This window comes from Citrobacter sp. LJND-P06, from assembly GCF_058188415.1.
This window is the reverse complement of the sequence record NZ_CP187317.1, coordinates 384789-407471: the sequence shown is the minus strand read 5'-3', so window position 1 is coordinate 407471 and position 22683 is coordinate 384789. Positions and strand designations below refer to the sequence as shown.

Annotated in this window: 40 protein-coding genes; 6 read left to right on the top strand and 34 right to left on the bottom strand. The window is 50.2% G+C overall.

The features are described from left to right. The first annotated feature begins 102 nt into the window (after positions 1–102). The 5 genes from def to mscL all read left to right on the top strand — a co-directional run bounded on the left by def (position 103) and on the right by mscL (position 4870). Positions 103–612, top strand: a complete 510-nt coding sequence (gene def, locus ACO7SM_RS01950; protein WP_192610782.1) for a peptide deformylase — start codon at positions 103–105, stop codon at positions 610–612. Positions 613–626: 14 nt separating this feature from the next. Next, positions 627–1574, top strand: coding sequence for a methionyl-tRNA formyltransferase (gene fmt, locus ACO7SM_RS01945; RefSeq protein ID WP_490469482.1), 948 nt, complete (start codon positions 627–629; stop codon positions 1572–1574). A 52-nt stretch (positions 1575–1626) separates the two neighbouring features. Continuing rightward, positions 1627–2916, top strand: coding sequence for a 16S rRNA (cytosine(967)-C(5))-methyltransferase RsmB (rsmB, locus tag ACO7SM_RS01940; RefSeq protein ID WP_490469481.1), 1290 nt, complete (start codon positions 1627–1629; stop codon positions 2914–2916). A gap of 21 nt (positions 2917–2937) precedes the next feature. Further along, a complete protein-coding gene (trkA, locus tag ACO7SM_RS01935; RefSeq protein ID WP_490469480.1) occupies positions 2938–4314 on the top strand; it encodes a Trk system potassium transporter TrkA in 1377 nt (458 codons plus the stop codon). 145 nt (positions 4315–4459) lie between these two features. Then, a complete protein-coding gene (mscL, locus tag ACO7SM_RS01930) occupies positions 4460–4870 on the top strand; it encodes a large-conductance mechanosensitive channel protein MscL (protein WP_203359776.1) in 411 nt (136 codons plus the stop codon). On the opposite strand, the gene ACO7SM_RS01925 is transcribed toward mscL, so the two are convergent. From ACO7SM_RS01925 to rpsJ, 31 genes are all read right to left on the bottom strand, one after another. Continuing rightward, complete coding sequence (locus ACO7SM_RS01925) at positions 4867–5085, bottom strand: alternative ribosome-rescue factor A (RefSeq protein WP_490469479.1); 219 nt, start codon at positions 5083–5085, stop codon at positions 4867–4869. The two genes, mscL and ACO7SM_RS01925, sit on opposite strands and share 4 nt — an antisense overlap. A 54-nt stretch (positions 5086–5139) precedes the next feature. Beyond that, on the bottom strand, positions 5140–5565 hold the full coding sequence (gene zntR / locus ACO7SM_RS01920; RefSeq protein ID WP_203359774.1) for a Zn(2+)-responsive transcriptional regulator: 426 nt from the start codon (positions 5563–5565) through the stop codon (positions 5140–5142). Positions 5566–5575: 10 nt separating this feature from the next. Then, positions 5576–5944 (bottom strand): DnaJ family domain-containing protein, encoded by a 369-nt coding sequence (locus tag ACO7SM_RS01915; protein WP_490469478.1) that lies wholly within the window; start codon positions 5942–5944, stop codon positions 5576–5578. A gap of 106 nt (positions 5945–6050) precedes the next feature. Beyond that, positions 6051–6437, bottom strand: coding sequence for a 50S ribosomal protein L17 (gene rplQ, locus ACO7SM_RS01910; protein ID WP_001216372.1), 387 nt, complete (start codon positions 6435–6437; stop codon positions 6051–6053). Between the two features lie 40 nt (positions 6438–6477). Then, the gene (locus tag ACO7SM_RS01905) at positions 6478–7467 is read right to left on the bottom strand and encodes a DNA-directed RNA polymerase subunit alpha (protein ID WP_001162094.1); all 990 of its coding nucleotides are present in this window, start codon (positions 7465–7467) and stop codon (positions 6478–6480) included. Positions 7468–7492: 25 nt separating this feature from the next. Continuing rightward, positions 7493–8113: a 30S ribosomal protein S4 gene (gene rpsD, locus ACO7SM_RS01900; protein ID WP_000135224.1), complete on the bottom strand. Its 621-nt coding sequence runs from the start codon at positions 8111–8113 to the stop codon at positions 7493–7495. Between the two features lie 33 nt (positions 8114–8146). Next, complete coding sequence (rpsK, locus tag ACO7SM_RS01895) at positions 8147–8536, bottom strand: 30S ribosomal protein S11 (protein ID WP_001029684.1); 390 nt, start codon at positions 8534–8536, stop codon at positions 8147–8149. 16 nt (positions 8537–8552) lie between these two features. After that, on the bottom strand, positions 8553–8909 hold the full coding sequence (gene rpsM, locus ACO7SM_RS01890) for a 30S ribosomal protein S13 (protein ID WP_003031135.1): 357 nt from the start codon (positions 8907–8909) through the stop codon (positions 8553–8555). 146 nt (positions 8910–9055) lie between these two features. Then, positions 9056–9172 (bottom strand): 50S ribosomal protein L36, encoded by a 117-nt coding sequence (rpmJ, locus tag ACO7SM_RS01885; protein WP_000868187.1) that lies wholly within the window; start codon positions 9170–9172, stop codon positions 9056–9058. A 31-nt stretch (positions 9173–9203) separates the two neighbouring features. Further along, positions 9204–10535, bottom strand: a complete 1332-nt coding sequence (gene secY / locus ACO7SM_RS01880) for a preprotein translocase subunit SecY (RefSeq protein ID WP_001118864.1) — start codon at positions 10533–10535, stop codon at positions 9204–9206. 7 nt (positions 10536–10542) lie between these two features. Then, complete coding sequence (gene rplO, locus ACO7SM_RS01875) at positions 10543–10977, bottom strand: 50S ribosomal protein L15 (RefSeq protein WP_162383474.1); 435 nt, start codon at positions 10975–10977, stop codon at positions 10543–10545. A 3-nt stretch (positions 10978–10980) separates the two neighbouring features. Then, on the bottom strand, positions 10981–11160 hold the full coding sequence (rpmD, locus tag ACO7SM_RS01870; RefSeq protein ID WP_001140434.1) for a 50S ribosomal protein L30: 180 nt from the start codon (positions 11158–11160) through the stop codon (positions 10981–10983). Between the two features lie 3 nt (positions 11161–11163). Next, entirely contained in the window at positions 11164–11667 is a 504-nt protein-coding gene (gene rpsE / locus ACO7SM_RS01865; RefSeq protein WP_003031131.1) for a 30S ribosomal protein S5, read from the bottom strand. Positions 11668–11681: 14 nt separating this feature from the next. Then, positions 11682–12035, bottom strand: coding sequence for a 50S ribosomal protein L18 (gene rplR / locus ACO7SM_RS01860; RefSeq protein ID WP_000358956.1), 354 nt, complete (start codon positions 12033–12035; stop codon positions 11682–11684). A 9-nt stretch (positions 12036–12044) separates the two neighbouring features. After that, positions 12045–12578: a 50S ribosomal protein L6 gene (rplF, locus tag ACO7SM_RS01855; protein ID WP_162383475.1), complete on the bottom strand. Its 534-nt coding sequence runs from the start codon at positions 12576–12578 to the stop codon at positions 12045–12047. 12 nt (positions 12579–12590) lie between these two features. Then, the gene (gene rpsH, locus ACO7SM_RS01850) at positions 12591–12983 is read right to left on the bottom strand and encodes a 30S ribosomal protein S8 (RefSeq protein WP_003031127.1); all 393 of its coding nucleotides are present in this window, start codon (positions 12981–12983) and stop codon (positions 12591–12593) included. Between the two features lie 33 nt (positions 12984–13016). After that, a complete protein-coding gene (rpsN, locus tag ACO7SM_RS01845) occupies positions 13017–13322 on the bottom strand; it encodes a 30S ribosomal protein S14 (RefSeq protein ID WP_012135425.1) in 306 nt (101 codons plus the stop codon). 13 nt (positions 13323–13335) lie between these two features. Then, positions 13336–13875: a 50S ribosomal protein L5 gene (gene rplE, locus ACO7SM_RS01840; RefSeq protein WP_003031123.1), complete on the bottom strand. Its 540-nt coding sequence runs from the start codon at positions 13873–13875 to the stop codon at positions 13336–13338. A gap of 14 nt (positions 13876–13889) precedes the next feature. Further along, entirely contained in the window at positions 13890–14204 is a 315-nt protein-coding gene (gene rplX / locus ACO7SM_RS01835) for a 50S ribosomal protein L24 (protein WP_003031122.1), read from the bottom strand. 10 nt (positions 14205–14214) lie between these two features. Further along, on the bottom strand, positions 14215–14586 hold the full coding sequence (gene rplN, locus ACO7SM_RS01830; RefSeq protein ID WP_000613954.1) for a 50S ribosomal protein L14: 372 nt from the start codon (positions 14584–14586) through the stop codon (positions 14215–14217). 162 nt (positions 14587–14748) lie between these two features. Then, positions 14749–15003, bottom strand: a complete 255-nt coding sequence (gene rpsQ, locus ACO7SM_RS01825) for a 30S ribosomal protein S17 (RefSeq protein WP_003031120.1) — start codon at positions 15001–15003, stop codon at positions 14749–14751. Next, complete coding sequence (gene rpmC / locus ACO7SM_RS01820) at positions 15003–15194, bottom strand: 50S ribosomal protein L29 (protein WP_049839668.1); 192 nt, start codon at positions 15192–15194, stop codon at positions 15003–15005. Before rpmC ends, rpsQ begins: the two co-directional genes overlap by 1 nt. Beyond that, entirely contained in the window at positions 15194–15604 is a 411-nt protein-coding gene (rplP, locus tag ACO7SM_RS01815) for a 50S ribosomal protein L16 (RefSeq protein ID WP_000941212.1), read from the bottom strand. The genes rpmC and rplP overlap by 1 nt, the downstream gene beginning before the upstream one ends. Positions 15605–15616: 12 nt before the next feature. Next, positions 15617–16318, bottom strand: coding sequence for a 30S ribosomal protein S3 (gene rpsC, locus ACO7SM_RS01810; protein ID WP_000529945.1), 702 nt, complete (start codon positions 16316–16318; stop codon positions 15617–15619). 17 nt (positions 16319–16335) lie between these two features. Next, positions 16336–16668, bottom strand: a complete 333-nt coding sequence (gene rplV / locus ACO7SM_RS01805; RefSeq protein WP_000448832.1) for a 50S ribosomal protein L22 — start codon at positions 16666–16668, stop codon at positions 16336–16338. Between the two features lie 14 nt (positions 16669–16682). Beyond that, positions 16683–16961, bottom strand: coding sequence for a 30S ribosomal protein S19 (rpsS, locus tag ACO7SM_RS01800; protein ID WP_001138115.1), 279 nt, complete (start codon positions 16959–16961; stop codon positions 16683–16685). A gap of 16 nt (positions 16962–16977) precedes the next feature. Continuing rightward, positions 16978–17799 carry a 50S ribosomal protein L2 gene (rplB, locus tag ACO7SM_RS01795; RefSeq protein ID WP_000301869.1) on the bottom strand — a complete coding sequence of 274 codons (822 nt, stop codon included), beginning with the start codon at positions 17797–17799 and terminating at the stop codon, positions 16978–16980. Between the two features lie 17 nt (positions 17800–17816). Beyond that, positions 17817–18119: a 50S ribosomal protein L23 gene (rplW, locus tag ACO7SM_RS01790; RefSeq protein ID WP_004868363.1), complete on the bottom strand. Its 303-nt coding sequence runs from the start codon at positions 18117–18119 to the stop codon at positions 17817–17819. Further along, positions 18116–18721: a 50S ribosomal protein L4 gene (gene rplD, locus ACO7SM_RS01785; RefSeq protein ID WP_003031119.1), complete on the bottom strand. Its 606-nt coding sequence runs from the start codon at positions 18719–18721 to the stop codon at positions 18116–18118. The genes rplW and rplD overlap by 4 nt, the downstream gene beginning before the upstream one ends. Positions 18722–18731: 10 nt before the next feature. Continuing rightward, a complete protein-coding gene (gene rplC, locus ACO7SM_RS01780; protein WP_162383477.1) occupies positions 18732–19361 on the bottom strand; it encodes a 50S ribosomal protein L3 in 630 nt (209 codons plus the stop codon). A 32-nt stretch (positions 19362–19393) separates the two neighbouring features. Continuing rightward, on the bottom strand, positions 19394–19705 hold the full coding sequence (gene rpsJ, locus ACO7SM_RS01775; RefSeq protein ID WP_001181005.1) for a 30S ribosomal protein S10: 312 nt from the start codon (positions 19703–19705) through the stop codon (positions 19394–19396). 378 nt (positions 19706–20083) lie between these two features. Between rpsJ and ACO7SM_RS01770 the strand changes: the two genes are divergently transcribed. Next, positions 20084–20551, top strand: coding sequence for a prepilin peptidase (locus ACO7SM_RS01770; RefSeq protein ID WP_490469477.1), 468 nt, complete (start codon positions 20084–20086; stop codon positions 20549–20551). On the opposite strand, the gene bfr is transcribed toward ACO7SM_RS01770, so the two are convergent. The 3 genes from bfr to tuf form a co-directional block, all read right to left on the bottom strand. Next, on the bottom strand, positions 20548–21024 hold the full coding sequence (gene bfr / locus ACO7SM_RS01765; RefSeq protein WP_276293682.1) for a bacterioferritin: 477 nt from the start codon (positions 21022–21024) through the stop codon (positions 20548–20550). The genes ACO7SM_RS01770 and bfr overlap by 4 nt on opposite strands. A 72-nt stretch (positions 21025–21096) precedes the next feature. Beyond that, on the bottom strand, positions 21097–21291 hold the full coding sequence (gene bfd / locus ACO7SM_RS01760) for a bacterioferritin-associated ferredoxin (protein ID WP_203359770.1): 195 nt from the start codon (positions 21289–21291) through the stop codon (positions 21097–21099). A gap of 182 nt (positions 21292–21473) precedes the next feature. Then, positions 21474–22658, bottom strand: coding sequence for an elongation factor Tu (tuf, locus tag ACO7SM_RS01755; protein ID WP_192610773.1), 1185 nt, complete (start codon positions 22656–22658; stop codon positions 21474–21476). Positions 22659–22683 lie beyond the last annotated feature (25 nt).

Genomic DNA, 22683 nt, shown 5'->3' with positions numbered 1-22683 from the left:
GGCAATCTTTGCGATTGGTCAGTGATGCTGTCAATCAGCAGGGGTTTTGTCTAGAATAGAGGTAATAATCTTTCCAACTCCTGAACACAACTCTGGATAACTATGTCAGTTTTGCAAGTGTTACATATTCCGGACGAGCGCCTTCGCAAAGTCGCAAAACCGGTAGAAGAAGTGAATGCAGAAATTCAGCGTATCGTCGATGATATGTTCGAGACGATGTACGCCGAAGAAGGTATTGGTCTGGCGGCAACGCAGGTCGATATCCATCAACGTATTATCGTGATTGATGTATCCGAGAACCGCGATGAACGCCTGGTACTCATCAATCCAGAGTTGCTGGAAAAATACGGTGAAACCGGTATTGAGGAAGGCTGTCTTTCTATTCCAGAACAGCGTGCGTTAGTGCCACGTGCAGAGAAAGTAAAAATTCGCGCCCTCGATCGCGATGGTAAACCTTTTGAACTGGAAGCGGATGGCCTGCTGGCGATTTGTATTCAGCATGAGATGGACCATCTGGTCGGTAAACTCTTTATTGATTACCTGTCGCCGTTGAAACAACAACGTATCCGTCAGAAAGTTGAAAAACTCGACCGCCTGAACGCCCGAGCTTAAGGACAAGAATCAACGTGTCAGACTCACTACGTATCATTTTTGCGGGTACACCTGACTTTGCAGCGCGTCATCTCGACGCGCTGTTGTCTTCAGGACATAACGTCGTTGGTGTGTTTACCCAACCTGACCGCCCGGCAGGACGCGGCAAAAAACTGATGCCCAGCCCTGTGAAAGTCCTGGCCGAAGAGAAAGGGTTACCGGTTTTTCAGCCCGTCTCTTTACGCCCGCAGGAAAACCAGCAACAGGTCGCCGACTTAAACGCGGATGTCATGGTCGTAGTGGCCTATGGGCTGATTCTGCCAAAAGCGGTACTGGACATGCCACGTCTTGGCTGCATCAACGTTCACGGATCCCTGCTCCCTCGTTGGCGCGGCGCCGCACCTATTCAGCGTTCGCTGTGGGCTGGCGATACCGAAACGGGTGTAACCATTATGCAAATGGATGTCGGCCTGGATACGGGTGACATGCTTTATAAGCTTGCATGCCCAATCACAGCAGAAGATACCAGCGGCACGCTGTATGACAAACTGGCAAACCTGGGCCCGCAGGGGCTGATCGATACACTCAAGCAACTCGCTGCAGGTACCGCAAAACCTGAAGTGCAAAACGACGCTCTGGTTACCCATGCAGAGAAGCTCAGCAAAGAAGAGGCCCACATAGATTGGTCTCTCTCTGCCGCACAGTTAGAACGTTGCATTCGTGCCTTTAACCCCTGGCCGATGAGCTGGCTGGAAATAGAAGGTCAACCCGTGAAAGTCTGGCAGGCATCAGTCATTGAGGCCTCTACGCAAGCAGAACCCGGCACCATCCTTGAGGCCACAAAACAAGGAATCCAGGTCGCGACGGGCAGCGGCATCCTGAACCTGCTCTCATTGCAACCCGCAGGGAAAAAGGCGATGAGCGCCCAGGATCTACTAAATTCACGTCGGGAATGGTTTATTCCTGGCAACCGTCTGGCCTGACGGTCACCTCTCAATACGCCCGGTGTAACCGGGCATTTTTATTTTTGCGGTTATGAAAAAACAATTTAATTTACGTAGCATAGCGGCGCAAGCCATTGAGCAGGTCATCGAGCAAGGACAATCGCTTAGCAATGTCCTGCCTCCCTTACAGCAAAAGGTTTCTGATAAAGACAAAGCGCTTCTCCAGGAGTTGTGCTTTGGTGTATTGCGCACGCTTTCGCAATTAGACTGGCTGATCAACAAGTTAATGTCTCGGCCGATGACTGGTAAACAGCGCACCGTGCATTACCTGATTATGGTGGGCTTCTACCAACTGTTGTACACCCGCATTCCTCCCCATGCCGCCCTGGCGGAAACAGTAGAAGGTGCGGTTGCAATTAAGCGCCCACAGCTTAAAGGGCTGATCAACGGGGTATTGCGCCAGTTTCAGCGCCAGCAAGAAGCGTTGCTGGCTGAGTTTGCCGGCAGTGATGCGCGTTTTTTGCATCCTTCCTGGCTGTTAAAACGTTTACAGAATGCGTATCCCACACAATGGGAAGCCATTGCGGAAGCCAATAATCAACGCCCGCCTATGTGGCTGCGAGTGAACCGTACGCACCATTCTCGTGACGGCTGGCTGGCATTGCTGGAAGAAGCGGGTATGACCGGCTTTACTCATCCAGCTTATCCTGACGCCGTTCGCCTGGAAACACCGGTACCCGTTCATGCTTTACCCGGCTTTGACGCGGGTTGGGTCACCGTTCAGGATGCTTCTGCGCAGGGTTGCATCACTTATCTCTCTCCCAAAAATGGTGAGCAGATTTTGGATCTTTGCGCAGCCCCTGGCGGTAAAACAACGCACATTCTCGAAGCTGCCCCAGACACGCACGTTATGGCCGTTGATATTGATGAGACGCGACTTTCTCGCGTCTATGACAACCTGAAACGTCTGGGCATGAAAGCGAGCGTTAAGCAAGGTGATGGGCGTTATCCAGCACAATGGTGCGGCGAGCAGCAGTTTGACCGTATTCTGCTGGATGCCCCCTGTTCAGCGACTGGTGTTATTCGTCGCCATCCGGACATCAAGTGGCTGCGTCGTGACCGTGATATCGCTGAACTTGCTCAGTTGCAGTCTGAAATTCTGGATGCCGTATGGCCACATCTGAAACCAGGCGGTACGCTGGTTTACGCTACCTGTTCCATTCTGCCGGAAGAAAACAGTCAGCAGATTAAAACCTTCTTGCAGCGCACGCCAAACGCTCTGTTACAGGAAACAGGTACACCTGATAATCCAGGGCTGCAAAATCTACCAGGACTGGAAGACGGTGATGGCTTCTTTTACGCTAAGCTAATCAAAAAGTGATGAGATAACGGGTCGCGACTGATGAAAATTATCATTCTGGGCGCAGGACAAGTTGGCGGTACGCTGGCTGAAAACCTGGTCGGAGAGAACAACGATATCACGGTGGTCGATACCAACGGTGAGCGCCTGCGCAGTTTGCAGGACAAATTCGATCTTCGCGTGGTACAAGGGCATGGTTCCCATCCTCGTGTGCTGCGTGAAGCGGGGGCTGATGATGCGGACATGCTGGTCGCCGTTACCAGCTCCGATGAAACCAATATGGTCGCCTGTCAGGTAGCCTATTCTCTCTTCAACACGCCGAACCGTATTGCACGAATTCGCTCGCCAGATTATGTCCGCGATGCGGATAAGCTATTCCATTCCGACGCGGTTCCTATTGATCATCTCATCGCGCCGGAGCAATTAGTCATTGATAATATCTATCGACTAATTGAATACCCTGGCGCATTGCAGGTGGTCAATTTCGCGGAAGGTAAAGTCAGCCTGGCTGTGGTAAAAGCCTATTATGGCGGTCCGCTGATTGGAAACGCATTATCCACCATGCGCGAACATATGCCGCATATCGATACCCGTGTCGCGGCAATTTTTCGCCACGACAGACCGATTCGTCCGCAAGGATCCACCATTGTCGAAGCGGGTGACGAAGTCTTCTTTATCGCTGCCTCTCAGCACATTCGTGCTGTGATGAGTGAATTGCAACGCCTGGAAAAACCCTACAAACGCATCATGCTGGTCGGTGGCGGGAATATCGGCGCAGGCCTTGCACGTCGTCTGGAAAAAGATTACAGCGTGAAGTTGATTGAGCGAAATCAGCAACGTGCAGCCGAGCTTGCCGAGAAACTACAGAATACAATCGTCTTCTTTGGCGATGCTTCGGATCAAGAATTATTGGCGGAAGAACATATCGATCAAGTTGATCTGTTCATCGCGGTCACCAATGACGATGAAGCGAATATTATGTCGGCAATGCTCGCCAAACGGATGGGGGCCAAAAAGGTGATGGTGCTGATTCAGCGTCGTGCCTATGTCGATCTTGTTCAGGGCAGCGTGATTGATATTGCGATTTCACCGCAGCAGGCAACCATCTCCGCACTTCTCAGTCACGTACGTAAAGCTGACATTGTCGGGGTATCTTCATTACGACGTGGCGTTGCGGAGGCCATAGAAGCTGTTGCACACGGTGATGAGACGACTTCCCGCGTCGTGGGCCGCGTGATCGATGAAATAAAACTTCCGCCGGGAACGATCATTGGTGCAGTTGTCAGAGGAAACGATGTCATGATCGCCAACGATAATCTGCGTATTGAGCAGGGCGATCATGTCATTATGTTCCTGACAGACAAAAAGTTTATTACCGACGTTGAACGTTTATTCCAGCCAAGTCCTTTCTTCCTGTAATTTTAAGAGGGCACCGTTTCGGTGCCTTTTTTAATTCCCTTTATTTATCAAGGTTTAATTTATTTTCCTAAAGAGAATATCCATAAATGGAAAATACTTTAACATTTGTTAAACTTAGACTCGTCAGCTGCTTAGGGAGAATAAAATGAGCATAATTAAAGAATTTCGCGAATTCGCGATGCGCGGGAATGTTGTGGATTTGGCGGTGGGCGTCATTATTGGTGCGGCATTCGGTAAAATTGTTTCCTCACTGGTTGCCGATATCATCATGCCGCCTCTGGGATTATTAATTGGCGGGATCGACTTTAAACAATTTGCTGTCACATTGCGTGCCGCGCAGGGAGATATCCCGGCGGTCGTCATGCACTATGGTGTATTCATTCAGAACATCATTGATTTTGTGATTGTCGCATTTGCCATTTTTATGGCAATCAAACTGATCAATCAACTCAATCGTAAGAAAGAAGAACCGGCTGCTGCACCTGCGCCGACAAAAGAAGAAGTGTTACTTACCGAAATCCGCGACCTGCTGAAAGAGCAAAATACGCGTTCTTAACACGTCGCTGAAAGCAGAAGGCCAGTGGTAAGAGAGTGATTTACGCTCTTGCCACTGGCCTCCCAGTTCCCCCGATTGCCATGCTTACCTTTTCGTAGATAACTTCCTTTCCCTTTCTTATTTTTTTCTACGCGCTGCCTGAATAAAGGGTCATGCAGTAATGCCTCGATGGCATTGTCCTTTATCTGCCCTTTCGTATGCTGATAACGACTCATAATTTCTCCAGTGGTTGTTTTACGGCGCGAGTGTAAGCGCCTGCGTTCAATAAATCAACAGCCTGTTTTGACTCCACTCGCCCCCTGTTCCAGGGCCTCCAGAATCGAACAATAGACACTACTGTGCGCTTTGCCACAGCAAGCATCATTGAGTCTTTGCAGTGAACGCTGCATGGTTTGCAGTTCTGCAATTCTGGCTTCCACTTCTTTCAGTCGCTCCTGCACAATCCCCTTCGATTCCTGACATGTGTGATGTTCAGGATCAACGCGGATCGAAAGCAGTTCGCGGATCGACTCAAGCGTAAAACCAAGCTGGCGCGCATAACGAATAAACTTAAGCCGCTGGAGATCGCTTTCGGTATAAAGCCGAAATCCCCCTTCGGTACGCACTTCATGCTCCATCATTTGCTGCTTTTCATAATAGCGGATGGTATCAGGGGTCACTTCTGCCAGCTTTGCCAGCTCACCAATGCGGTACATAAGAACTCCGTTATTGATCGTTGATTTTATGCATCAGTTTGTCTGCATATTCTCCACGTAAAAACTCAGTACTCAAACCCGCCTGTCTCAATTTTAACTCGAGCAACGACAGACGTCGGCTAACTTCCTGATACTGCGGGTCGTCCTGCCTGATACCCTTGAGCATATCAAGTAACTGAATGGCCTCTCTGCGGTGTTCCAGCTCCGGAGGCAGGCATCCTGCATTTTTTAATAAACGATAACCAACACGAAGATCTTCGGGGACATGCGAGTCATCATCAAGAATGAGCGCTTTCCCGCTACCAGGAAGATTATCAAACTCGCCTTTGGATTGTGCATCGACAATATGGCGCTCTGCCCACTGGTCAAGTAACCACATAAATACTCCAGGGGATGAACAAAAAGAGTACAGATATTGTAGGCAAGTGGGGACACAACGGATATAAAAAAACCCGCCGGGGCGGGTTTTTTTACGTTACTACAGATTACTCTGCAGCAGCTTCTGCTTTCGATTCAGAGCGATCAACCAGCTCGATGTATGCCATCGGCGCGTTGTCGCCTGCACGGAAGCCACACTTCAGAATGCGAGTGTAACCACCGGCGCGGCTCGCGAAACGCGGGCCCAGCTCGTTAAACAGTTTTGCCACGATCTCGTTATCACGAGTGCGGGCGAATGCCAGACGACGATTAGCTACGCTATCAGTCTTGGCAAGAGTAATCAGCGGCTCAACTACGCGGCGCAGCTCTTTCGCTTTAGGCAGGGTCGTCTTGATGATTTCATGACGAACCAGTGAACCTGCCATGTTGCGGAACATTGCCTGGCGATGGCTGCTGTTGCGGTTCAGTTGACGACCACTCTTACGATGGCGCATGACCTTATCCTTCTCAGTAAAACCTTAACCTGTGATCCGGTTACTCGTCAGCGATGCTTGCCGGTGGCCAGTTTTCCAGGCGCATGCCCAGAGACAGTCCACGGGAAGCCAGCACGTCTTTAATCTCAGTAAGAGATTTTTTACCAAGGTTAGGCGTCTTAAGAAGCTCAACCTCAGTACGCTGTACCAGATCACCGATATAGTGGATAGCTTCTGCTTTAAGGCAGTTAGCAGAGCGGACAGTCAATTCCAGATCGTCAACAGGGCGCAGCAGGATCGGATCGAATTCTGGTTTCTCTTCTTTCACTTCAGGCTGACGTACATCACGTAAGTCAACAAAAGCTTCCAGTTGTTCAGCCAGAATGGTTGCCGCACGACGAATCGCCTCTTCAGGATCGATTGTGCCGTTGGTTTCCATTTCGATGACCAGCTTGTCCAGGTCGGTACGCTGTTCTACACGCGCTGCTTCAACATTGTAGGCAATACGCTCTACAGGGCTGTAGCATGCGTCGACCAGCAGACGGCCGATTGGGCGCTCATCTTCTTCCGAATGAATTCGGGTAGAAGCCGGCACATAACCACGACCGCGCTGAACTTTGATACGCATGCTAATAGACGCGTTCTCATCGGTCAGGTGGCAGATCACGTGCTGCGGCTTGACGATTTCGACATCCCCATCATGGGTGATATCGGCTGCAGTCACAGGGCCAATGCCAGATTTATTCAAGGTAAGAATAACTTCATCTTTACCCTGAACTCTCACCGCCAGCCCTTTCAGGTTGAGCAGGATTTCCAGGATATCTTCCTGAACGCCTTCTTTGGTGCTGTACTCATGTAGTACACCATCAATCTCAACCTCGGTCACCGCGCAACCCGGCATCGATGAGAGCAGAATACGGCGCAGTGCGTTACCCAGAGTATGGCCAAAGCCACGCTCTAAAGGCTCAAGGGTCACCTTGGCGTGCGTCGAACTCACTTGCTCGATATCTACCAGGCGCGGTTTTAGAAACTCTGTCACAGAACCCTGCATTGTGTCCTCTCTTTGGTACTAAGCTTTACTTGGAGTAAAGCTCGACGATCAGGTGTTCGTTAATGTCCGCAGACAGATCAGAACGCTCAGGCTTACGCTTAAACGTACCTTCCATCTTGCCAGCATCAACTTCCAGCCAGGTTGGCTTTTCACGCTGCTCAGCCAGCTCCAGAGCGGCTTTCACGCGAGACTGCTTCTTCGCTTTCTCACGAATGCTAACAACGTCATTCGGACTAACCTGATAAGAAGCGATGTTAACAACACGACCGTTTACCATAATTGCTTTATGGCTTACCAGCTGACGTGCTTCTGCACGAGTGGCGCCGAAGCCCATACGGTATACAACGTTGTCCAGACGACCTTCCAGCAGAGCCAACAGGTTTTCACCGGTGTTGCCTTTCAGACGTGCTGCTTCTTTGTAGTAGTTACGGAACTGACGCTCCAGCACACCGTAGATACGGCGAACTTTTTGCTTTTCACGCAACTGCACACCATAGTCAGACAGACGCGGTTTACGCGCACCGTGCTGGCCAGGAGCTTGTTCAATTTTACACTTGGTATCGATCGCGCGAACGCCAGACTTAAGGAATAAGTCGGTGCCCTCACGACGGCTCAGCTTGAGCTTAGGACCCAAATATCTTGCCATTTTCTTTCTCCAACAAACCTGGAAACGACAGCGTTATACGCGGCGTTTTTTCGGCGGACGACAACCGTTATGAGGGATCGGAGTCACATCAGTAATATTAGTGATGCGGAAACCAGCGGCGTTCAGTGCACGAATAGTAGATTCGCGACCTGGACCCGGTCCTTTGACCATAACTTCCAGATTCTTGATGCCGTATTCTTTCACGGCGTCAGCGCAACGCTCTGCTGCAACCTGAGCTGCAAACGGAGTGGATTTGCGAGAACCACGGAAACCGGAACCACCGGCTGTTGCCCAACCCAGCGCGTTACCCTGACGATCAGTGATAGTCACGATGGTGTTGTTGAAAGAAGCATGGATATGAGCCACGCCGTCAGAGACTTGTTTTCTTACACGTTTACGTGCACGAATTGGTGCCTTTGCCATTATTCAATCACCCCGATTATTTCTTGATCGGTTTGCGCGGACCCTTACGGGTACGTGCGTTGGTCTTGGTACGCTGACCGCGAACCGGGAGACCACGACGATGACGCAAACCGCGATAGCAACCAAGGTCCATAAGGCGCTTGATGCTCATGCTAACTTCACGGCGCAGATCACCTTCAACGACAAATTTGGCAACTTCGTCACGCAGCGTGTCGATTTGTTCTTCAGACAGCTCACTGATCTTAACATCTTCAGCGATACCCGCTGCAGCCAAAATGGCCTTGGAACGGGTCTTGCCGACGCCGTAGATCGAAGTTAATGCGATCACAGCATGTTTTTGATCAGGAATGTTAATGCCTGCTATACGGGCCACTATGCACTCCTACTATTTAATATGTACGCACCATGCTGAAAAGCCCGTTTTCAGGATACTCAAATGGAAACGCACAGACATACAAAAGATTGGCTGGCTAATCTAGCCAGCTCAACCCAACTTTGCAAGAAAAATATGCGAATAAATCAGCCTTGGCGCTGTTTATGCTTCGGCTCGGCACTGCAAATCACACGGATGACACCATCACGCTTAACGATTTTGCAGTTACGGCATAATTTCTTGACGGAAGCACGAACTTTCATTTTTACTCTCCGTAACTTCTCGGGCGACCAGTTATCGGCCGTAGCCTTTCAGGTTCGCCTTCTTCAATGCAGACTCGTACTGACTTGACATCATTAGAGTTTGCACTTGAGCCATAAAGTCCATAATCACGACAACAACGATAAGCAGTGAGGTCCCACCGAAGTAGAACGGTACTTTCATTGCATCACGCATGAACTCCGGGATCAGGCAGATAAAGGTAATGTAAAGCGCACCAACCAGGGTCAGGCGGGTCATTACTTTATCGATATACTTCGCCGTTTGCTCTCCCGGACGAATTCCTGGTACAAATGCACCGGACTTCTTCAGGTTATCTGCTGTTTCACGCGGGTTGAAAACCAACGCCGTGTAGAAGAAACAGAAGAATATGATTGCAGACGCATAGAGTAACACATAAAGCGGTTGCCCAGGCTGCAAATACAGCGAAATTGTTGTCAGCCAGTTCCAACCGGTTCCGCCCCCGAACCATGACGCGATGGTTGCTGGGAACAGAATGATACTGGAAGCGAAAATTGCCGGGATAACCCCCGCCATATTCACTTTCAGCGGTAAATGTGTGCTCTGTGCAGCATAGACACGACGACCTTGTTGACGTTTCGCGTAGTTTACCACAATGCGGCGTTGACCACGCTCAACAAATACAACAAAGAACGTCACTGCAAATACTAATACTGCAACCAACAGCAACACGAGGAAGTGCAGGTCGCCTTGACGCGCTTGCTCGATAGTATGGGCAATGGCTGGCGGGAGTCCCGCAACGATACCGGCGAAGATAATGATCGAGATACCGTTACCGATACCACGTTCAGTAATCTGTTCGCCGAGCCACATCAGGAACATAGTCCCTGTAACCAGACTCACAACAGCGGTGAAATAGAATGCAAAGCCCGGATTCATTACCAGGCCTTGCATACCAGGCATATTCGGCAGACCGGTAGCAATACCGATCGACTGGAATATTGCCAGCACCAGAGTACCGTAGCGGGTGTACTGGCTGATCTTACGACGACCAGACTCCCCTTCTTTCTTGATTTCTGCCAACGTTGGGTGAACCACCGTCAGTAGCTGGATAATAATTGATGCCGAAATATACGGCATGATACCCAGAGCAAAGATAGAAGCACGGCTGAGAGCACCACCAGAGAACATGTTGAACATTTCAATGATGGTGCCTCGCTGTTGCTCAAGCAGTTTGGCAAGTACAGCGGCATCAATACCAGGGATCGGAATGAAAGAGCCAATACGGAACACAATCAGCGCGCCGATTACAAACAGCAGTCTGCGTTTCAGCTCGCCTAAGCCACCTTTGGCACTTTGAAAATCTAATCCCGGTTGTTTAGCCATCTGCTACTTATTCCTCGATTTTACCGCCAGCAGCTTCGATAGCAGCACGAGCGCCTTTAGTAACACGCAGGCCACGAACAGTTACCGGAGTTGAAACTTCACCAGCCAGGATCACTTTCGCGAACTCGATCTGGATACCGATAATGTTAGCTGCTTTCAGCGTGTTCAGGTCTACAACGCCGCCTTCTACTTTAGCCAGGTCAGACAGACGAACTTCGGCTGTAATCGCTGCTTTACGAGAAGTGAAGCCGAATTTCGGCAGACGACGGTACAGAGGCATCTGACCACCCTCGAAACCGCGACGTACGCCACCGCCAGAACGAGACTTCTGACCTTTGTGACCACGACCACCGGTTTTACCGAGGCCAGAACCGATACCACGACCCAGGCGTTTACCCGCCTTTTTGGAGCCTTCGGCCGGAGACAGAGTATTTAAACGCATCTCTTACTCCTCAACTTTAACCATGAAGGAAACCGCGTTGACCATACCACGAACAGCAGGAGTATCCTCGCGTTCTACGGTGTGACCAATACGACGCAGACCCAGGCCAAGCAGCGTTGCCTTGTGTTTCGGCAAACGACCGATTGCACTGCGGGTTTGAGTAATTTTAATAGTCTTTGCCATGGTTTATTTCCCCAGAATTTCTTCAACGGATTTACCACGCTTGGCAGCGACCATTTCCGGAGATTTCATATTTTCCAGACCATCGATAGTTGCACGAACCACGTTAATCGGGTTGGTGGAACCATACGCTTTAGCCAGAACGTTACGAACTCCAGCGACTTCCAGGACGGCGCGCATTGCACCACCGGCGATGATACCGGTACCTTCGGAAGCCGGCTGCATGAATACACGAGAACCCGTGTGAGTACCCTTAACCGGGTGCTGCAGGGTGCCGTGGTTCAGCGCGACGTTAATCATATTGCGACGAGCTTTTTCCATCGCTTTCTGGATCGCTGCCGGAACTTCGCGTGCTTTACCGTAACCAAAACCAACGCGGCCATTACCATCACCAACAACAGTCAGAGCTGTGAAGGAGAAAATACGACCACCTTTAACGGTTTTAGATACGCGGTTTACCGCGATCAGCTTTTCCTGCAGTTCGCCAGCTTGTTTTTCGATGTGAGCCATCTTACACCTCTACCTTAGAACTGAAGGCCAGCTTCACGGGCAGCATCTGCCAGTGCCTGGACACGACCATGATATTGGAACCCGGAACGGTCAAAGGAAACATCTTTGATGCCTTTTTCCAGAGCGCGTTCGGCGACAGCTTTACCCACAGCTGCAGCAGCGTCTTTGTTACCGGTGTACTTCAGTTGTTCAGCGATAGCTTTTTCTACAGTAGAAGCAGCTACCAGAACTTCAGAACCGTTCGGTGCAATTACCTGTGCGTAAATATGACGCGGGGTACGATGTACCACCAGGCGAGTTGCGCCCAGCTCTTTGAGCTTGCGGCGTGCGCGGGTCGCACGACGGATACGAGCAGATTTCTTATCCATAGTGTTACCTTACTTCTTCTTAGCCTCTTTGGTACGCACGACTTCGTCGGCGTAACGAACACCCTTGCCTTTGTAAGGCTCAGGACGACGGTAGGCACGCAGATCTGCTGCAACCTGACCGATCACCTGCTTATCAGCGCCTTTCAGCACGATTTCAGTTTGAGTCGGGCATTCTGCAGTAATCCCTGCCGGCAGCTCATGATCAACAGGATGAGAGAAACCCAGAGACAGGTTTACTACATTCCCTTTGACCGCTGCACGATAACCTACACCAACCAGCTGCAGCTTCTTAGTGAAGCCTTCGGTAACACCGATAACCATTGAGTTCAGCAGGGCACGCGCGGTACCAGCCTGAGCCCAACCGTCTGCGTAACCATCACGCGGACCGAAGGTCAGTGCATTATCTGCATGATTAACTTCAACAGCATCGTTGAGAGTACGAGTCAGCTCGCCGTTTTTACCTTTGATCGTAATAACCTGACCGTTGATTTTTACATCAACGCCGGCAGGAACAACGACCGGTGCTTTAGCAACACGAGACATTTTTTCCTCCGATTAGGCTACGTAGCAGATAATTTCGCCACCAAGACCAGCTTGGCGCGCTGCACGATCAGTCATAACACCTTTAGAGGTAGAAACAACTGCGATACCCATGCCGGCCATAACTTTCGGCAGCTCATCTTTACGTTTGTAGATGCGCAGGCCTGGGCGGCTGACACGCTGAATGCTTTCTACAACAGCTTTACCCTGGAAATACTTAAGAGTCAGTTCCAGTTCCGGCTTGGTGTCGCCTTCAACTTTAAAATCTTCAATAAAACCTTCTTCCTTCAGCACGTTGGCAATTGCCACTTTCAGCTTGGAGGAAGGCATGGTGACCGCAGCTTTGTTCGCGGCCTGACCGTTACGGATACGGGTCAGCATATCCGCGATCGGATCTTGCATGCTCATCTGTCTTTACTCCCGTGATTCAATTGGTGACAATTACCAGCTAGCCTTTTTCAAGCCTGGTACTTCACCGCGCATGGCGGCTTCACGCAGCTTAATACGGCTCAACCCGAACTTGCCCACATAACCATGTGGACGACCTGTTTGACGGCAGCGGTTACGCTGACGAGACGGGCTGGAATCACGCGGCAGAGTCTGCAGCTTAAGAACGGCATTCCAACGATCTTCGTCGGAAGCGTTCACATCAGAGATGATCGCTTTCAGTTCAGCGCGTTTCGCGAAGTATTTATCAGCTAAAGCTACGCGTTTTACTTCGCGTGCTTTCATTGATTGCTTAGCCATTAGTAACCCTACCTTACTTGCGGAACGGGAAGTCAAAGGCAGCCAGCAGAGCACGGCCTTCTTCGTCAGATTTCGCAGTAGTGGTAATGGTAATATCCAAACCACGCACGCGGTCGACTTTATCGTAGTCGATTTCTGGGAAGATGATCTGCTCACGGACACCCATGCTGTAGTTACCACGACCGTCGAAAGACTTAGCGGACAAGCCACGGAAGTCACGGATACGTGGAACAGCAATAGTGATCAGGCGCTCAAAGAACTCCCACATGCGTTCGCCACGCAGAGTTACTTTACAGCCGATCGGATAGCCCTGACGGATTTTGAAGCCTGCAACTGATTTGCGTGCTTTGGTGATCAACGGCTTTTGACCGGAGATTGCTGTCAGATCAGCTGCTGCGTTATCCAGCAGTTTCTTGTCAGCGATCGCTTCACCAACACCCATGTTCAGGGTGATCTTCTCGACCCGAGGGACTTGCATGACAGAATTGTAGTTAAACTCAGTCATGAGTTTAGCGACTACTTCGTCTTTGTAGTAATCATGCAGTTTCGCCATCGTACTACTCCAAATTACTTGATAGTTTCGCTGTTAGACTTGAAGAAACGGACTTTTTTGCCGTCTTCGAATCTAAAGCCTACACGGTCGGCCTTGCCGGTTGCCGCGTTGAAGATAGCAAGGTTAGAGATCTGAATAGCTGCTTCTTTCTCTACAATGCCGCCTGGTTGGTTCAGGGCCGGAACCGGCTTCTGATGTTTCTTAACCAGGTTGATACCTTCAACAATGACCTTGCCGGAAGACAGGACATTTTTTACTTTACCGCGTTTACCTTTATCTTTACCGGTTAACACGATAACTTCGTCATCACGACGGATTTTCGCTGCCATGATTCGCTCCTTAGAGTACTTCTGGTGCCAGAGAGATAATTTTCATGAACTTCTCGTTGCGAAGTTCACGAGTTACCGGCCCAAAAATACGCGTACCGATAGGCTGCTCACTGTTATTGTTTAAAATAACGCATGCATTACCATCGAAGCGAATGACAGAACCGTCCGGGCGACGAACACCCTTCTTGGTGCGCACCACTACCGCCTTCAGCACATCACCTTTTTTGACCTTACCACGCGGAATTGCTTCCTTGATGGTGATCTTGATGATGTCGCCTACGCCTGCGTAGCGACGGTGCGAGCCACCCAGAACCTTGATACACATTACGCGACGTGCACCGGAGTTGTCGGCGACGTTCAGCATAGTCTGTTCTTGGATCATTTTAGTGCTCCGCTAATGTCAACTACTACTGAGACCCGAATATCAGGTCATTAAAAAGCCCCATATTGAGGGCGCAGCATTATAACACCGCTCAAACGATATGGGTAGAAAAAATAAACGGCTCACTGCTGAGCCGTTTATTCGTTGAGAATGCATACTCTATTACAGAACAGCTTTCTCTACAACGCGAACCAGCGTCCAGGACTTAGTCTTGGACAGCGGACGGCATTCGCGGATTTCAACCACGTCACCAGTACCGCATTCGTTGTTCTCGTCATGTACGTGCAGTTTGGTCGTACGCTTAATGAATTTACCGTAGATCGGGTGTTTCACAAAACGTTCGATAGCAACAACAATGGATTTCTCCATTTTATCGCTAACAACGCGACCTTGCAGAGTACGGATTTTATCGGTCATTACGCACCCGCCTTCTCAGTCAGTAAAGTCTTAACGCGTGCGACATCACGACGCACTTGCTTCAACAGGTGAGACTGTTGCAGCTGGCCACTTGCTGCCTGCATACGCAGGTTGAACTGCTCACGCAGCAGATTCAGCAGTTCGGCGTTCAGCTCTTCAACACTCTTCTCACGCAGCTCTTTTGCTTTCATTACATCACCGTCTTAGTTACAAAGGTGGTTTTAATCGGCAGTTTCGCTGCTGCCAGCTTGAATGCTTCACGGGCCAGCTCTTCCGGTACGCCGTCCATTTCATACAGGACTTTACCCGGCTGAATCAAGGCAACCCAATACTCCACGTTACCTTTACCTTTACCCATACGCACTGCCAGCGGCTTTTCAGTGATCGGTTTGTCTGGGAATACACGGATCCAGATCTTACCTTGACGCTTAACTGCACGGGTCATAGCACGACGTGCTGCTTCGATCTGACGGGCAGTCAGACGACCACGGCCAACAGCTTTCAGACCGAAGCTGCCGAAGCTAACATCCGTACCCTGCGCCAGACCGCGGTTACGGCCTTTGTGCATTTTACGGAATTTTGTACGCTTTGGTTGTAACATCAGCGACGCTCCTTATTTACGGCCTTTACGCTGCTGCTTTTTAGGTTGAGCAGCCGGTTTTTCCGGTTGTTCAACAGCAGCCATACCACCCAGGATCTCGCCTTTGAAGATCCACACTTTAACGCCGATTACACCGTAAGTGGTGTGCGCTTCAGAGGTGTTGTAGTCGATGTCAGCACGCAGAGTGTGCAGAGGAACGCGACCTTCGCGGTACCATTCGGTACGTGCAATTTCCGCGCCGCCCAGACGGCCGCTAACTTCAACTTTAATACCTTTCGCGCCCAGACGCATTGCGTTCTGTACAGCACGCTTCATAGCACGACGGAACATAACGCGACGTTCCAGCTGAGAAGTGATGCTGTCAGCAACCAATTTTGCGTCCAGTTCAGGCTTACGCACTTCGGCGATATTGATCTGGGCAGGAACGCCAGCAATATCCGCTACGACTTTGCGCAGTTTTTCTACGTCTTCGCCTTTCTTACCGATAACGATACCCGGGCGAGCGGTGTGAATGGTCACACGGATGCTCTTAGCCGGACGCTCGATAACGATACGAGATACAGACGCTTTAGCCAGTTCCTTAGTCAGGTACTGACGTACTTTAAAATCGCTGTCCAGGTTGTCAGCGAATTCTTTGGTGTTCGCAAACCAGGTTGAGTTCCATGGTTTTACAATACCCAGGCGAATACCATTAGGATGTACTTTCTGACCCATTGCTAGTCTCCAGAGTCTCAGCGATCGGACACAACCACAGTAATGTGGCTGGTGCGCTTCAGGATGCGATCTGCACGACCTTTTGCACGCGGCATAATGCGCTTCATGCTCGGGCCTTCGTCTACGAAAATTTTCGTAACTTTCAGATCGTCAATGTCAGCGCCATCGTTGTGTTCAGCGTTAGCAATGGCAGATTCCAGAACCTTCTTGACCAGTACAGCCGCTTTCTTATTGGTGTAGGTCAGAATATCCAGGGCCTGCGACACTTTCTTACCGCGAATCAGGTCTGCAACAAGGCGAACCTTCTGAGCAGAAGAACGAGCATGGCGATGTTGAGCTAAAGTTTCCATCTCTTCCTCCTACCTTATTTCTTCTTCGCTTTTTTATCAGCAGCGTGGCCGCGATAAGTACGAGTCGGTGCGAATTCACCCAGTTTGTGACCGACCATTTCATCGGAAACAAATACCGGAACGTGCTGACGACCATTATGGACAGCGATGGTCAAACCGATCATGTTAGGAAAGATCGTTGAACGACGGGACCAAGTGCGCAGGGGCTTCTTGTCTCCGCTTTCCACCGCTTTCTCTACCTTCTTCAGCAAGTGCAGGTCAATAAAAGGACCTTTCTTGAGAGAACGTGGCATGGCTTATCCTCTAAAATTATTTGCTACGGCGACGTACGATGAATTTATCAGTACGCTTGTTGCTGCGGGTCTTCTTACCTTTGGTCTGAACGCCCCACGGAGTTACCGGGTGCTTACCAAAGTTACGACCTTCACCACCACCATGTGGGTGGTCGACTGGGTTCATCGCAGTACCGCGAACGGTAGGACGAACACCACGCCAGCGTGCAGCACCTGCTTTACCCAGAACGCGCAGCATATGCTCAGCATTGCCAACTTCGCCCAGAGTTGCACGGCAGTCTGCTTCGACTTTACGCATTTCACCAGAACGCAGACGCAGGGTGACATAAGCACCATCACGAGCAACGATCTGAACGTAAGTACCAGCGGAACGTGCCAGCTGACCGCCTTTACCTGGTTTCATTTCTACGTTATGAACGGTAGAACCAACCGGGATATTGCGCATCGGCAGGGTGTTACCTGCTTTGATTGCAGCATCAACGCCAGACTGAATCTGGTCGCCAGCTTTCAGGCCTTTAGGGGCCAGGATGTAACGGCGTTCGCCATCTTTGTACAGAACCAGCGCGATGTTCGCGGAACGGTTCGGATCGTACTCAAGACGTTCAACAACTGCCGGGATACCGTCTTTGTTGCGTTTGAAGTCAACAATACGATAAGCCTGCTTGTGACCACCACCGATGTGACGAGTGGTGATGCGGCCATTGTTGTTACGACCACCGGATTTGCTGTTTTTTTCAACCAGCGGAGCAAAAGGTTTGCCCTTGTGCAGCTCTGGGTTGACCACTTTAACGACGTGGCGACGACCCGGAGATGTCGGTTTACATTTAACAACTGCCATTGTATTACTCCTCCGACTTACTCAGCGCCGCCGACGAAGTCCAGATTCTGGCCTTCCTTCAGGGTGACGTAAGCTTTTTTCCAGTCGCTACGACGACCGATACGCTGTCCGTGACGTTTAACTTTCCCTTTAACAACCAGGGTGTTAACGACTTCGACTTCGACTTCAAACAGTTTCTGCACAGCAGCTTTGATTTCTGCTTTGGTCGCGTCTTTAGCAACTTTGAGAACGATGGTATTGGTTTTTTCCATCGCAGCAGACGCTTTTTCAGAAACGTGCGGTGCACGCAGCACCTTCAGCAGACGTTCTTCACGAATCATGCCAGCATCTCCTCAACTTGCTTAACAGCATCAGCAGTCATTACGACTTTGTCGAAGGCGATCAGGCTAACCGGGTCGATACCCGTTGCATCGCGAACGTCAACCTTGTGCAGGTTACGTGCTGCGAGGAACAGATTTTCGTCCAGCTCACCGGTGATGATCAGCACATCTTCCAGAGCCATGTCTTTCAGTTTCTGTGCCAGCAGCTTAGTTTTAGGCGCTTCTACAGAGAATGATTCGACAACGATCAGACGATCCTGACGTACCAGTTCGGACAGAATGCTTTTCAGCGCGCCGCGGTACATCTTTTTGTTAACTTTTTGACTGTGGTCCTGCGGGCGAGCAGCGAAGGTCACGCCACCGGAACGCCAGATCGGGCTCTTGATAGAACCTGAACGCGCACGGCCGGTACCTTTCTGGCGCCACGGCTTTTTGCCTGAACCAGTTACTTCAGCACGAGTCTTCTGAGCACGAGTACCCTGACGAGCACCAGCTGCATAAGCAACAACAACCTGGTGAACCAGCGCTTCGTTGAAATCACGACCGAAGGTAGTTTCGGAAACAGTCAGCGCGCTCTGCGCGTCTTTCAATACTAATTCCATTGCTATCCCCTTACGCCTTCACAGCTGGTTTAACGATCAGGTCGCAACCGGTCGCACCCGGAACACCACCTTTAACCAGCAGCAGGTTGCGCTCAGCGTCAACGCGTACTACGTCAAGGCTCTGAACGGTGACACGCTCGTTACCCATCTGACCTGCCATTTTCTTGCCTTTGAACACTTTGCCCGGAGTCTGGTTCTGACCGATAGAACCCGGAACGCGGTGAGACAAGGAGTTACCGTGAGTAGCGTCCTGGGTACGGAAGTTCCAGCGCTTAACGGTACCAGCGAAACCTTTACCTTTAGAGGTACCGGTTACGTCAACTTTTTTAACGTCAGCAAACAGTTCAACGCTAATGCTCTGACCTACGGTGAATTCTTCACCATCTGCCAGACGGAACTCCCACAGGCCGCGGCCAGCTTCTACGCCAGCTTTAGCAAAGTGGCCAGCTTCCGGCTTAGTTACACGGTTAGCTTTTTTAGCACCGGTGGTAACCTGAACAGCGCGGTAGCCATCGTTAGCCAGGTCTTTAACCTGAGTAACGCGGTTTGCTTCAACTTCGATTACGGTTACTGGGATAGATACGCCATCTTCAGTGAAGATGCGGGTCATACCCACTTTTTTACCGACTAAACCAATCATTGTATCAACCTCTCAATCGCTCGATGACCTGATTAACCCAGGCTGATCTGCACGTCTACACCGGCAGCCAGGTCCAGACGCATCAGAGCATCAACGGTTTTTTCAGTTGGCTCAACGATGTCAACCAGACGCTTGTGAGTGCGAATTTCGTACTGATCACGCGCGTCTTTGTTAACGTGCGGGGAGATCAGAACGGTAAAGCGCTCTTTGCGGGTCGGCAGCGGGATCGGACCACGAACTTGCGCACCAGTGCGCTTAGCAGTCTCGACGATTTCCGCGGTTGATTGATCGATCAGACGATGATCAAACGCTTTCAAACGGATACGGATTCTTTGGTTCTGCATGAGACCAGAGCTCCAATTATTTTATAGACGAAATAGTTACTCCTCAAACCCATTACGATTGATGGGAGAGTGTAACCGTTCTTACAGAGTTCCCCGATTGGGAACATTGTCTGGTATCGCTTTCGCAGTACCTGTGGCTCATATCGAACCGCTGTCAATATTAGACAAGCCCGCGCATTATACGTAAATCTCAGTCTTACGCAAGCGCCGCGTAGATATTAATCATTTTTTCGCCAATGCGGGCACCGTTCCATCCTGTCTGTAATAATTGCAAATTTCATTTTTTCTGCGGAACGAGGGGAGCAAAGCAGCAGATACGACATTGCGTGGAAAGCTGTCGCCGCTAATGTGGTTCCACTGTCTACTCAGGAGTTATCCATGTACTCTGCGCTCCCTTTTCTGCTCACATATCTTATTTTATCAGGACGTCTGTGGGTCACCGATTTACGAACGGGTTTTTTACCCGATCGATTAACCTGCCCTCTTCTGTGGAGCGGTCTCATTTACCATCAGCTTTTGCTGCCCGTACGCTTGCCCGCTGCCCTATGGGGAGCCGTAGCGGGATATGGCCTGTTCGCTCTTCTGTACTGGGGTTATCGTCTGACTCACCGACAAGAAGGGTTGGGCTATGGCGATGTGAAGTTTCTTGCCGCCCTGGGCGCATGGCATGAATGGCAGTCGCTACCCATGCTGGTGTTTATTGCTGCTTGTTTGGCCTGCGCCGCGGTGGGGATAGATTACTTCAGGTATGGTAAGGCGGTATTAAAAAACCCGCTGCCTTTTGGGCCATATATGGCGGCTGCGGGTTTTATCATGGGATGGAAAACACTGATGCCAGAGAGTTAGTCTGCGACTTTAATTTGCGATTGCAGATAATTTTGCAAGCCAAGTTTCGAAATTAAATCCAGCTCGGTTTCCAGCCAGTCGATGTGCCCTTCTTCATCGGCAAGAATTTCAATCATCATATCCCTGCTGACATAATCATGAACGGTATCTGCGTAAGCAATAGCTTCACGTAGATCCTTCGCGCCTTCAAGTTCTAGCCGAAGGTCGGATTGCAGCATCTCTTCGACATCTTCACCAATGCCTAACTTGCCAAGATCCTGCAAATTGGGAATGCCCTCCAAAAACAAGATACGCTCGATGTACTTATCAGCGTGTTTCATCTCATCAATGGACTCATGGTATTCGACATCATTGAGGCGAATCAGTCCCCAATTTTTAAACATACGAGCATGGAGAAAATACTGGTTGATCGCGACAAGCTCATTACCCAATAGTTTATTGAGATAACTTATGATTTTAACATCACCTTTCATTTTATAGTCCCTCCGCTTCCACTCTTTGAAGAGTAGATGGGGCTACAGGGATGTCAAAAAAAAGAATGTGACTCAGGCGATCTCTTTAAATTCCGGTATCTGTGTCAATTCGTCCTGCATTACTTCACGTGCAGCCCGAACACACTTACCACATTGATTTCCAACAGCAATAAACTTGCGCAATTGTTGGAAAGATTGTGGATGAAACTGGCGTACCGCCTGACGGATTTTTTTATCACTGACACCATTACACAAACAAACGTACATGATCGCTCCCGTTCAATTTCTGCGCAAAGTGTAAATGAGAATAGTTATGATTACAATAGCACAAATATATAGACGCAGCCGGAGAGCAATAAAAAATGCGAATAAATATGACAGACTAAATGCCAGGCAGCAAAAAGGGCGCCGTAGCGCCCTTTTTAAGCTCAAAACTAATTAGTAAATAATTAGCTCATTACTTTAGCAACAACGCCCGCACCAACAGTACGGCCGCCTTCACGGATTGCGAAACGCAGACCGTCGTCCATCGCGATCGGGTGGATCAGGGTAACAACCATTTTGATGTTGTCGCCCGGCATTACCATCTCTACGCCTTCCGGCAGTTCGATGGTACCAGTCACGTCAGTAGTACGGAAGTAGAACTGCGGACGGTAGCCTTTGAAGAACGGAGTATGACGGCCGCCTTCGTCTTTGGACAGGATATAAACTTCAGATTCGAACTTGGTGTGCGGCTTGATAGAACCCGGCTTAGCCAGTACCTGACCACGTTCGATTTCTTCACGTTTGATACCACGCAGCAGAACACCAACGTTCTCACCAGCACGGCCTTCGTCCAGCAGTTTGCGGAACATTTCAACGCCAGTACAGGTAGACTTAGCAGTCTCTTTGATACCAACGATTTCAACTTCTTCGCCAACTTTAACGATACCGCGCTCTACACGACCGGTAACAACGGTACCACGGCCGGAGATGGAGAATACGTCTTCGATAGGCAGCAGGAACGGCTTGTCAATCGCACGCTCTGGTTCTGGGATGTAAGAATCCAGGAAGCCAGCCAGTTCGATGATTTTCGCTTCCCACTCTGCTTCGCCTTCCAGCGCTTTCAGAGCAGAACCACGAACGATCGGAGTGTCGTCGCCCGGGAAATCGTACTGAGACAGAAGTTCACGAACTTCCATTTCTACCAGTTCCAGCAGCTCTTCGTCATCAACCATGTCGCATTTGTTCAGGAACACGATGATGTACGGAACGCCTACCTGACGACCCAGCAGGATGTGCTCACGAGTCTGCGGCATCGGGCCGTCAGTCGCAGCAACAACCAGGATCGCGCCGTCCATCTGCGCAGCACCGGTGATCATGTTTTTAACATAGTCGGCGTGGCCCGGGCAGTCTACGTGCGCGTAGTGGCGAGTCGGGGTGTCATATTCAACGTGAGAAGTGTTGATGGTGATACCACGAGCTTTTTCTTCCGGCGCGTTATCGATCTGGTCGAATGCGCGAGCAGCACCGCCGTAGGTTTTAGCCAGTACGGTGGTGATTGCAGCGGTCAGAGTAGTTTTACCGTGGTCGACGTGGCCGATAGTACCAACGTTGACGTGCGGTTTTGTACGTTCAAATTTTTCTTTAGACACGGCTATATTCCTTACTATAGTGCTC

Coding starts and splice junctions, on each gene's coding strand:
- def (WP_192610782.1), top strand. CDS start 103: ATGTCAGTTTTGCAAGTGTTACATATTCCGGACGAGCGCCTTCGCAAA.
- rsmB (WP_490469481.1), top strand. CDS start 1,627: ATGAAAAAACAATTTAATTTACGTAGCATAGCGGCGCAAGCCATTGAG.
- trkA (WP_490469480.1), top strand. CDS start 2,938: ATGAAAATTATCATTCTGGGCGCAGGACAAGTTGGCGGTACGCTGGCT.
- mscL (WP_203359776.1), top strand. CDS start 4,460: ATGAGCATAATTAAAGAATTTCGCGAATTCGCGATGCGCGGGAATGTT.
- ACO7SM_RS01925 (WP_490469479.1), bottom strand. CDS start 5,085: ATGAGTCGTTATCAGCATACGAAAGGGCAGATAAAGGACAATGCCATC.
- zntR (WP_203359774.1), bottom strand. CDS start 5,565: ATGTACCGCATTGGTGAGCTGGCAAAGCTGGCAGAAGTGACCCCTGAT.
- ACO7SM_RS01915 (WP_490469478.1), bottom strand. CDS start 5,944: ATGTGGTTACTTGACCAGTGGGCAGAGCGCCATATTGTCGATGCACAA.
- rplQ (WP_001216372.1), bottom strand. CDS start 6,437: ATGCGCCATCGTAAGAGTGGTCGTCAACTGAACCGCAACAGCAGCCAT.
- ACO7SM_RS01905 (WP_001162094.1), bottom strand. CDS start 7,467: ATGCAGGGTTCTGTGACAGAGTTTCTAAAACCGCGCCTGGTAGATATC.
- rpsD (WP_000135224.1), bottom strand. CDS start 8,113: ATGGCAAGATATTTGGGTCCTAAGCTCAAGCTGAGCCGTCGTGAGGGC.
- rpsK (WP_001029684.1), bottom strand. CDS start 8,536: ATGGCAAAGGCACCAATTCGTGCACGTAAACGTGTAAGAAAACAAGTC.
- rpmJ (WP_000868187.1), bottom strand. CDS start 9,172: ATGAAAGTTCGTGCTTCCGTCAAGAAATTATGCCGTAACTGCAAAATC.
- secY (WP_001118864.1), bottom strand. CDS start 10,535: ATGGCTAAACAACCGGGATTAGATTTTCAAAGTGCCAAAGGTGGCTTA.
- rplO (WP_162383474.1), bottom strand. CDS start 10,977: ATGCGTTTAAATACTCTGTCTCCGGCCGAAGGCTCCAAAAAGGCGGGT.
- rpmD (WP_001140434.1), bottom strand. CDS start 11,160: ATGGCAAAGACTATTAAAATTACTCAAACCCGCAGTGCAATCGGTCGT.
- rpsE (WP_003031131.1), bottom strand. CDS start 11,667: ATGGCTCACATCGAAAAACAAGCTGGCGAACTGCAGGAAAAGCTGATC.
- rplR (WP_000358956.1), bottom strand. CDS start 12,035: ATGGATAAGAAATCTGCTCGTATCCGTCGTGCGACCCGCGCACGCCGC.
- rplF (WP_162383475.1), bottom strand. CDS start 12,578: ATGTCTCGTGTTGCTAAAGCACCGGTCGTTGTTCCTGCCGGCGTTGAT.
- rpsH (WP_003031127.1), bottom strand. CDS start 12,983: ATGAGCATGCAAGATCCGATCGCGGATATGCTGACCCGTATCCGTAAC.
- rpsN (WP_012135425.1), bottom strand. CDS start 13,322: ATGGCTAAGCAATCAATGAAAGCACGCGAAGTAAAACGCGTAGCTTTA.
- rplE (WP_003031123.1), bottom strand. CDS start 13,875: ATGGCGAAACTGCATGATTACTACAAAGACGAAGTAGTCGCTAAACTC.
- rplX (WP_003031122.1), bottom strand. CDS start 14,204: ATGGCAGCGAAAATCCGTCGTGATGACGAAGTTATCGTGTTAACCGGT.
- rplN (WP_000613954.1), bottom strand. CDS start 14,586: ATGATCCAAGAACAGACTATGCTGAACGTCGCCGACAACTCCGGTGCA.
- rpsQ (WP_003031120.1), bottom strand. CDS start 15,003: ATGACCGATAAAATCCGTACTCTGCAAGGTCGCGTTGTTAGCGATAAA.
- rpmC (WP_049839668.1), bottom strand. CDS start 15,194: ATGAAAGCAAAAGAGCTGCGTGAGAAGAGTGTTGAAGAGCTGAACGCC.
- rplP (WP_000941212.1), bottom strand. CDS start 15,604: ATGTTACAACCAAAGCGTACAAAATTCCGTAAAATGCACAAAGGCCGT.
- rpsC (WP_000529945.1), bottom strand. CDS start 16,318: ATGGGTCAGAAAGTACATCCTAATGGTATTCGCCTGGGTATTGTAAAA.
- rplV (WP_000448832.1), bottom strand. CDS start 16,668: ATGGAAACTTTAGCTCAACATCGCCATGCTCGTTCTTCTGCTCAGAAG.
- rpsS (WP_001138115.1), bottom strand. CDS start 16,961: ATGCCACGTTCTCTCAAGAAAGGTCCTTTTATTGACCTGCACTTGCTG.
- rplB (WP_000301869.1), bottom strand. CDS start 17,799: ATGGCAGTTGTTAAATGTAAACCGACATCTCCGGGTCGTCGCCACGTC.
- rplW (WP_004868363.1), bottom strand. CDS start 18,119: ATGATTCGTGAAGAACGTCTGCTGAAGGTGCTGCGTGCACCGCACGTT.
- rplD (WP_003031119.1), bottom strand. CDS start 18,721: ATGGAATTAGTATTGAAAGACGCGCAGAGCGCGCTGACTGTTTCCGAA.
- rplC (WP_162383477.1), bottom strand. CDS start 19,361: ATGATTGGTTTAGTCGGTAAAAAAGTGGGTATGACCCGCATCTTCACT.
- rpsJ (WP_001181005.1), bottom strand. CDS start 19,705: ATGCAGAACCAAAGAATCCGTATCCGTTTGAAAGCGTTTGATCATCGT.
- ACO7SM_RS01770 (WP_490469477.1), top strand. CDS start 20,084: ATGTACTCTGCGCTCCCTTTTCTGCTCACATATCTTATTTTATCAGGA.
- bfr (WP_276293682.1), bottom strand. CDS start 21,024: ATGAAAGGTGATGTTAAAATCATAAGTTATCTCAATAAACTATTGGGT.
- bfd (WP_203359770.1), bottom strand. CDS start 21,291: ATGTACGTTTGTTTGTGTAATGGTGTCAGTGATAAAAAAATCCGTCAG.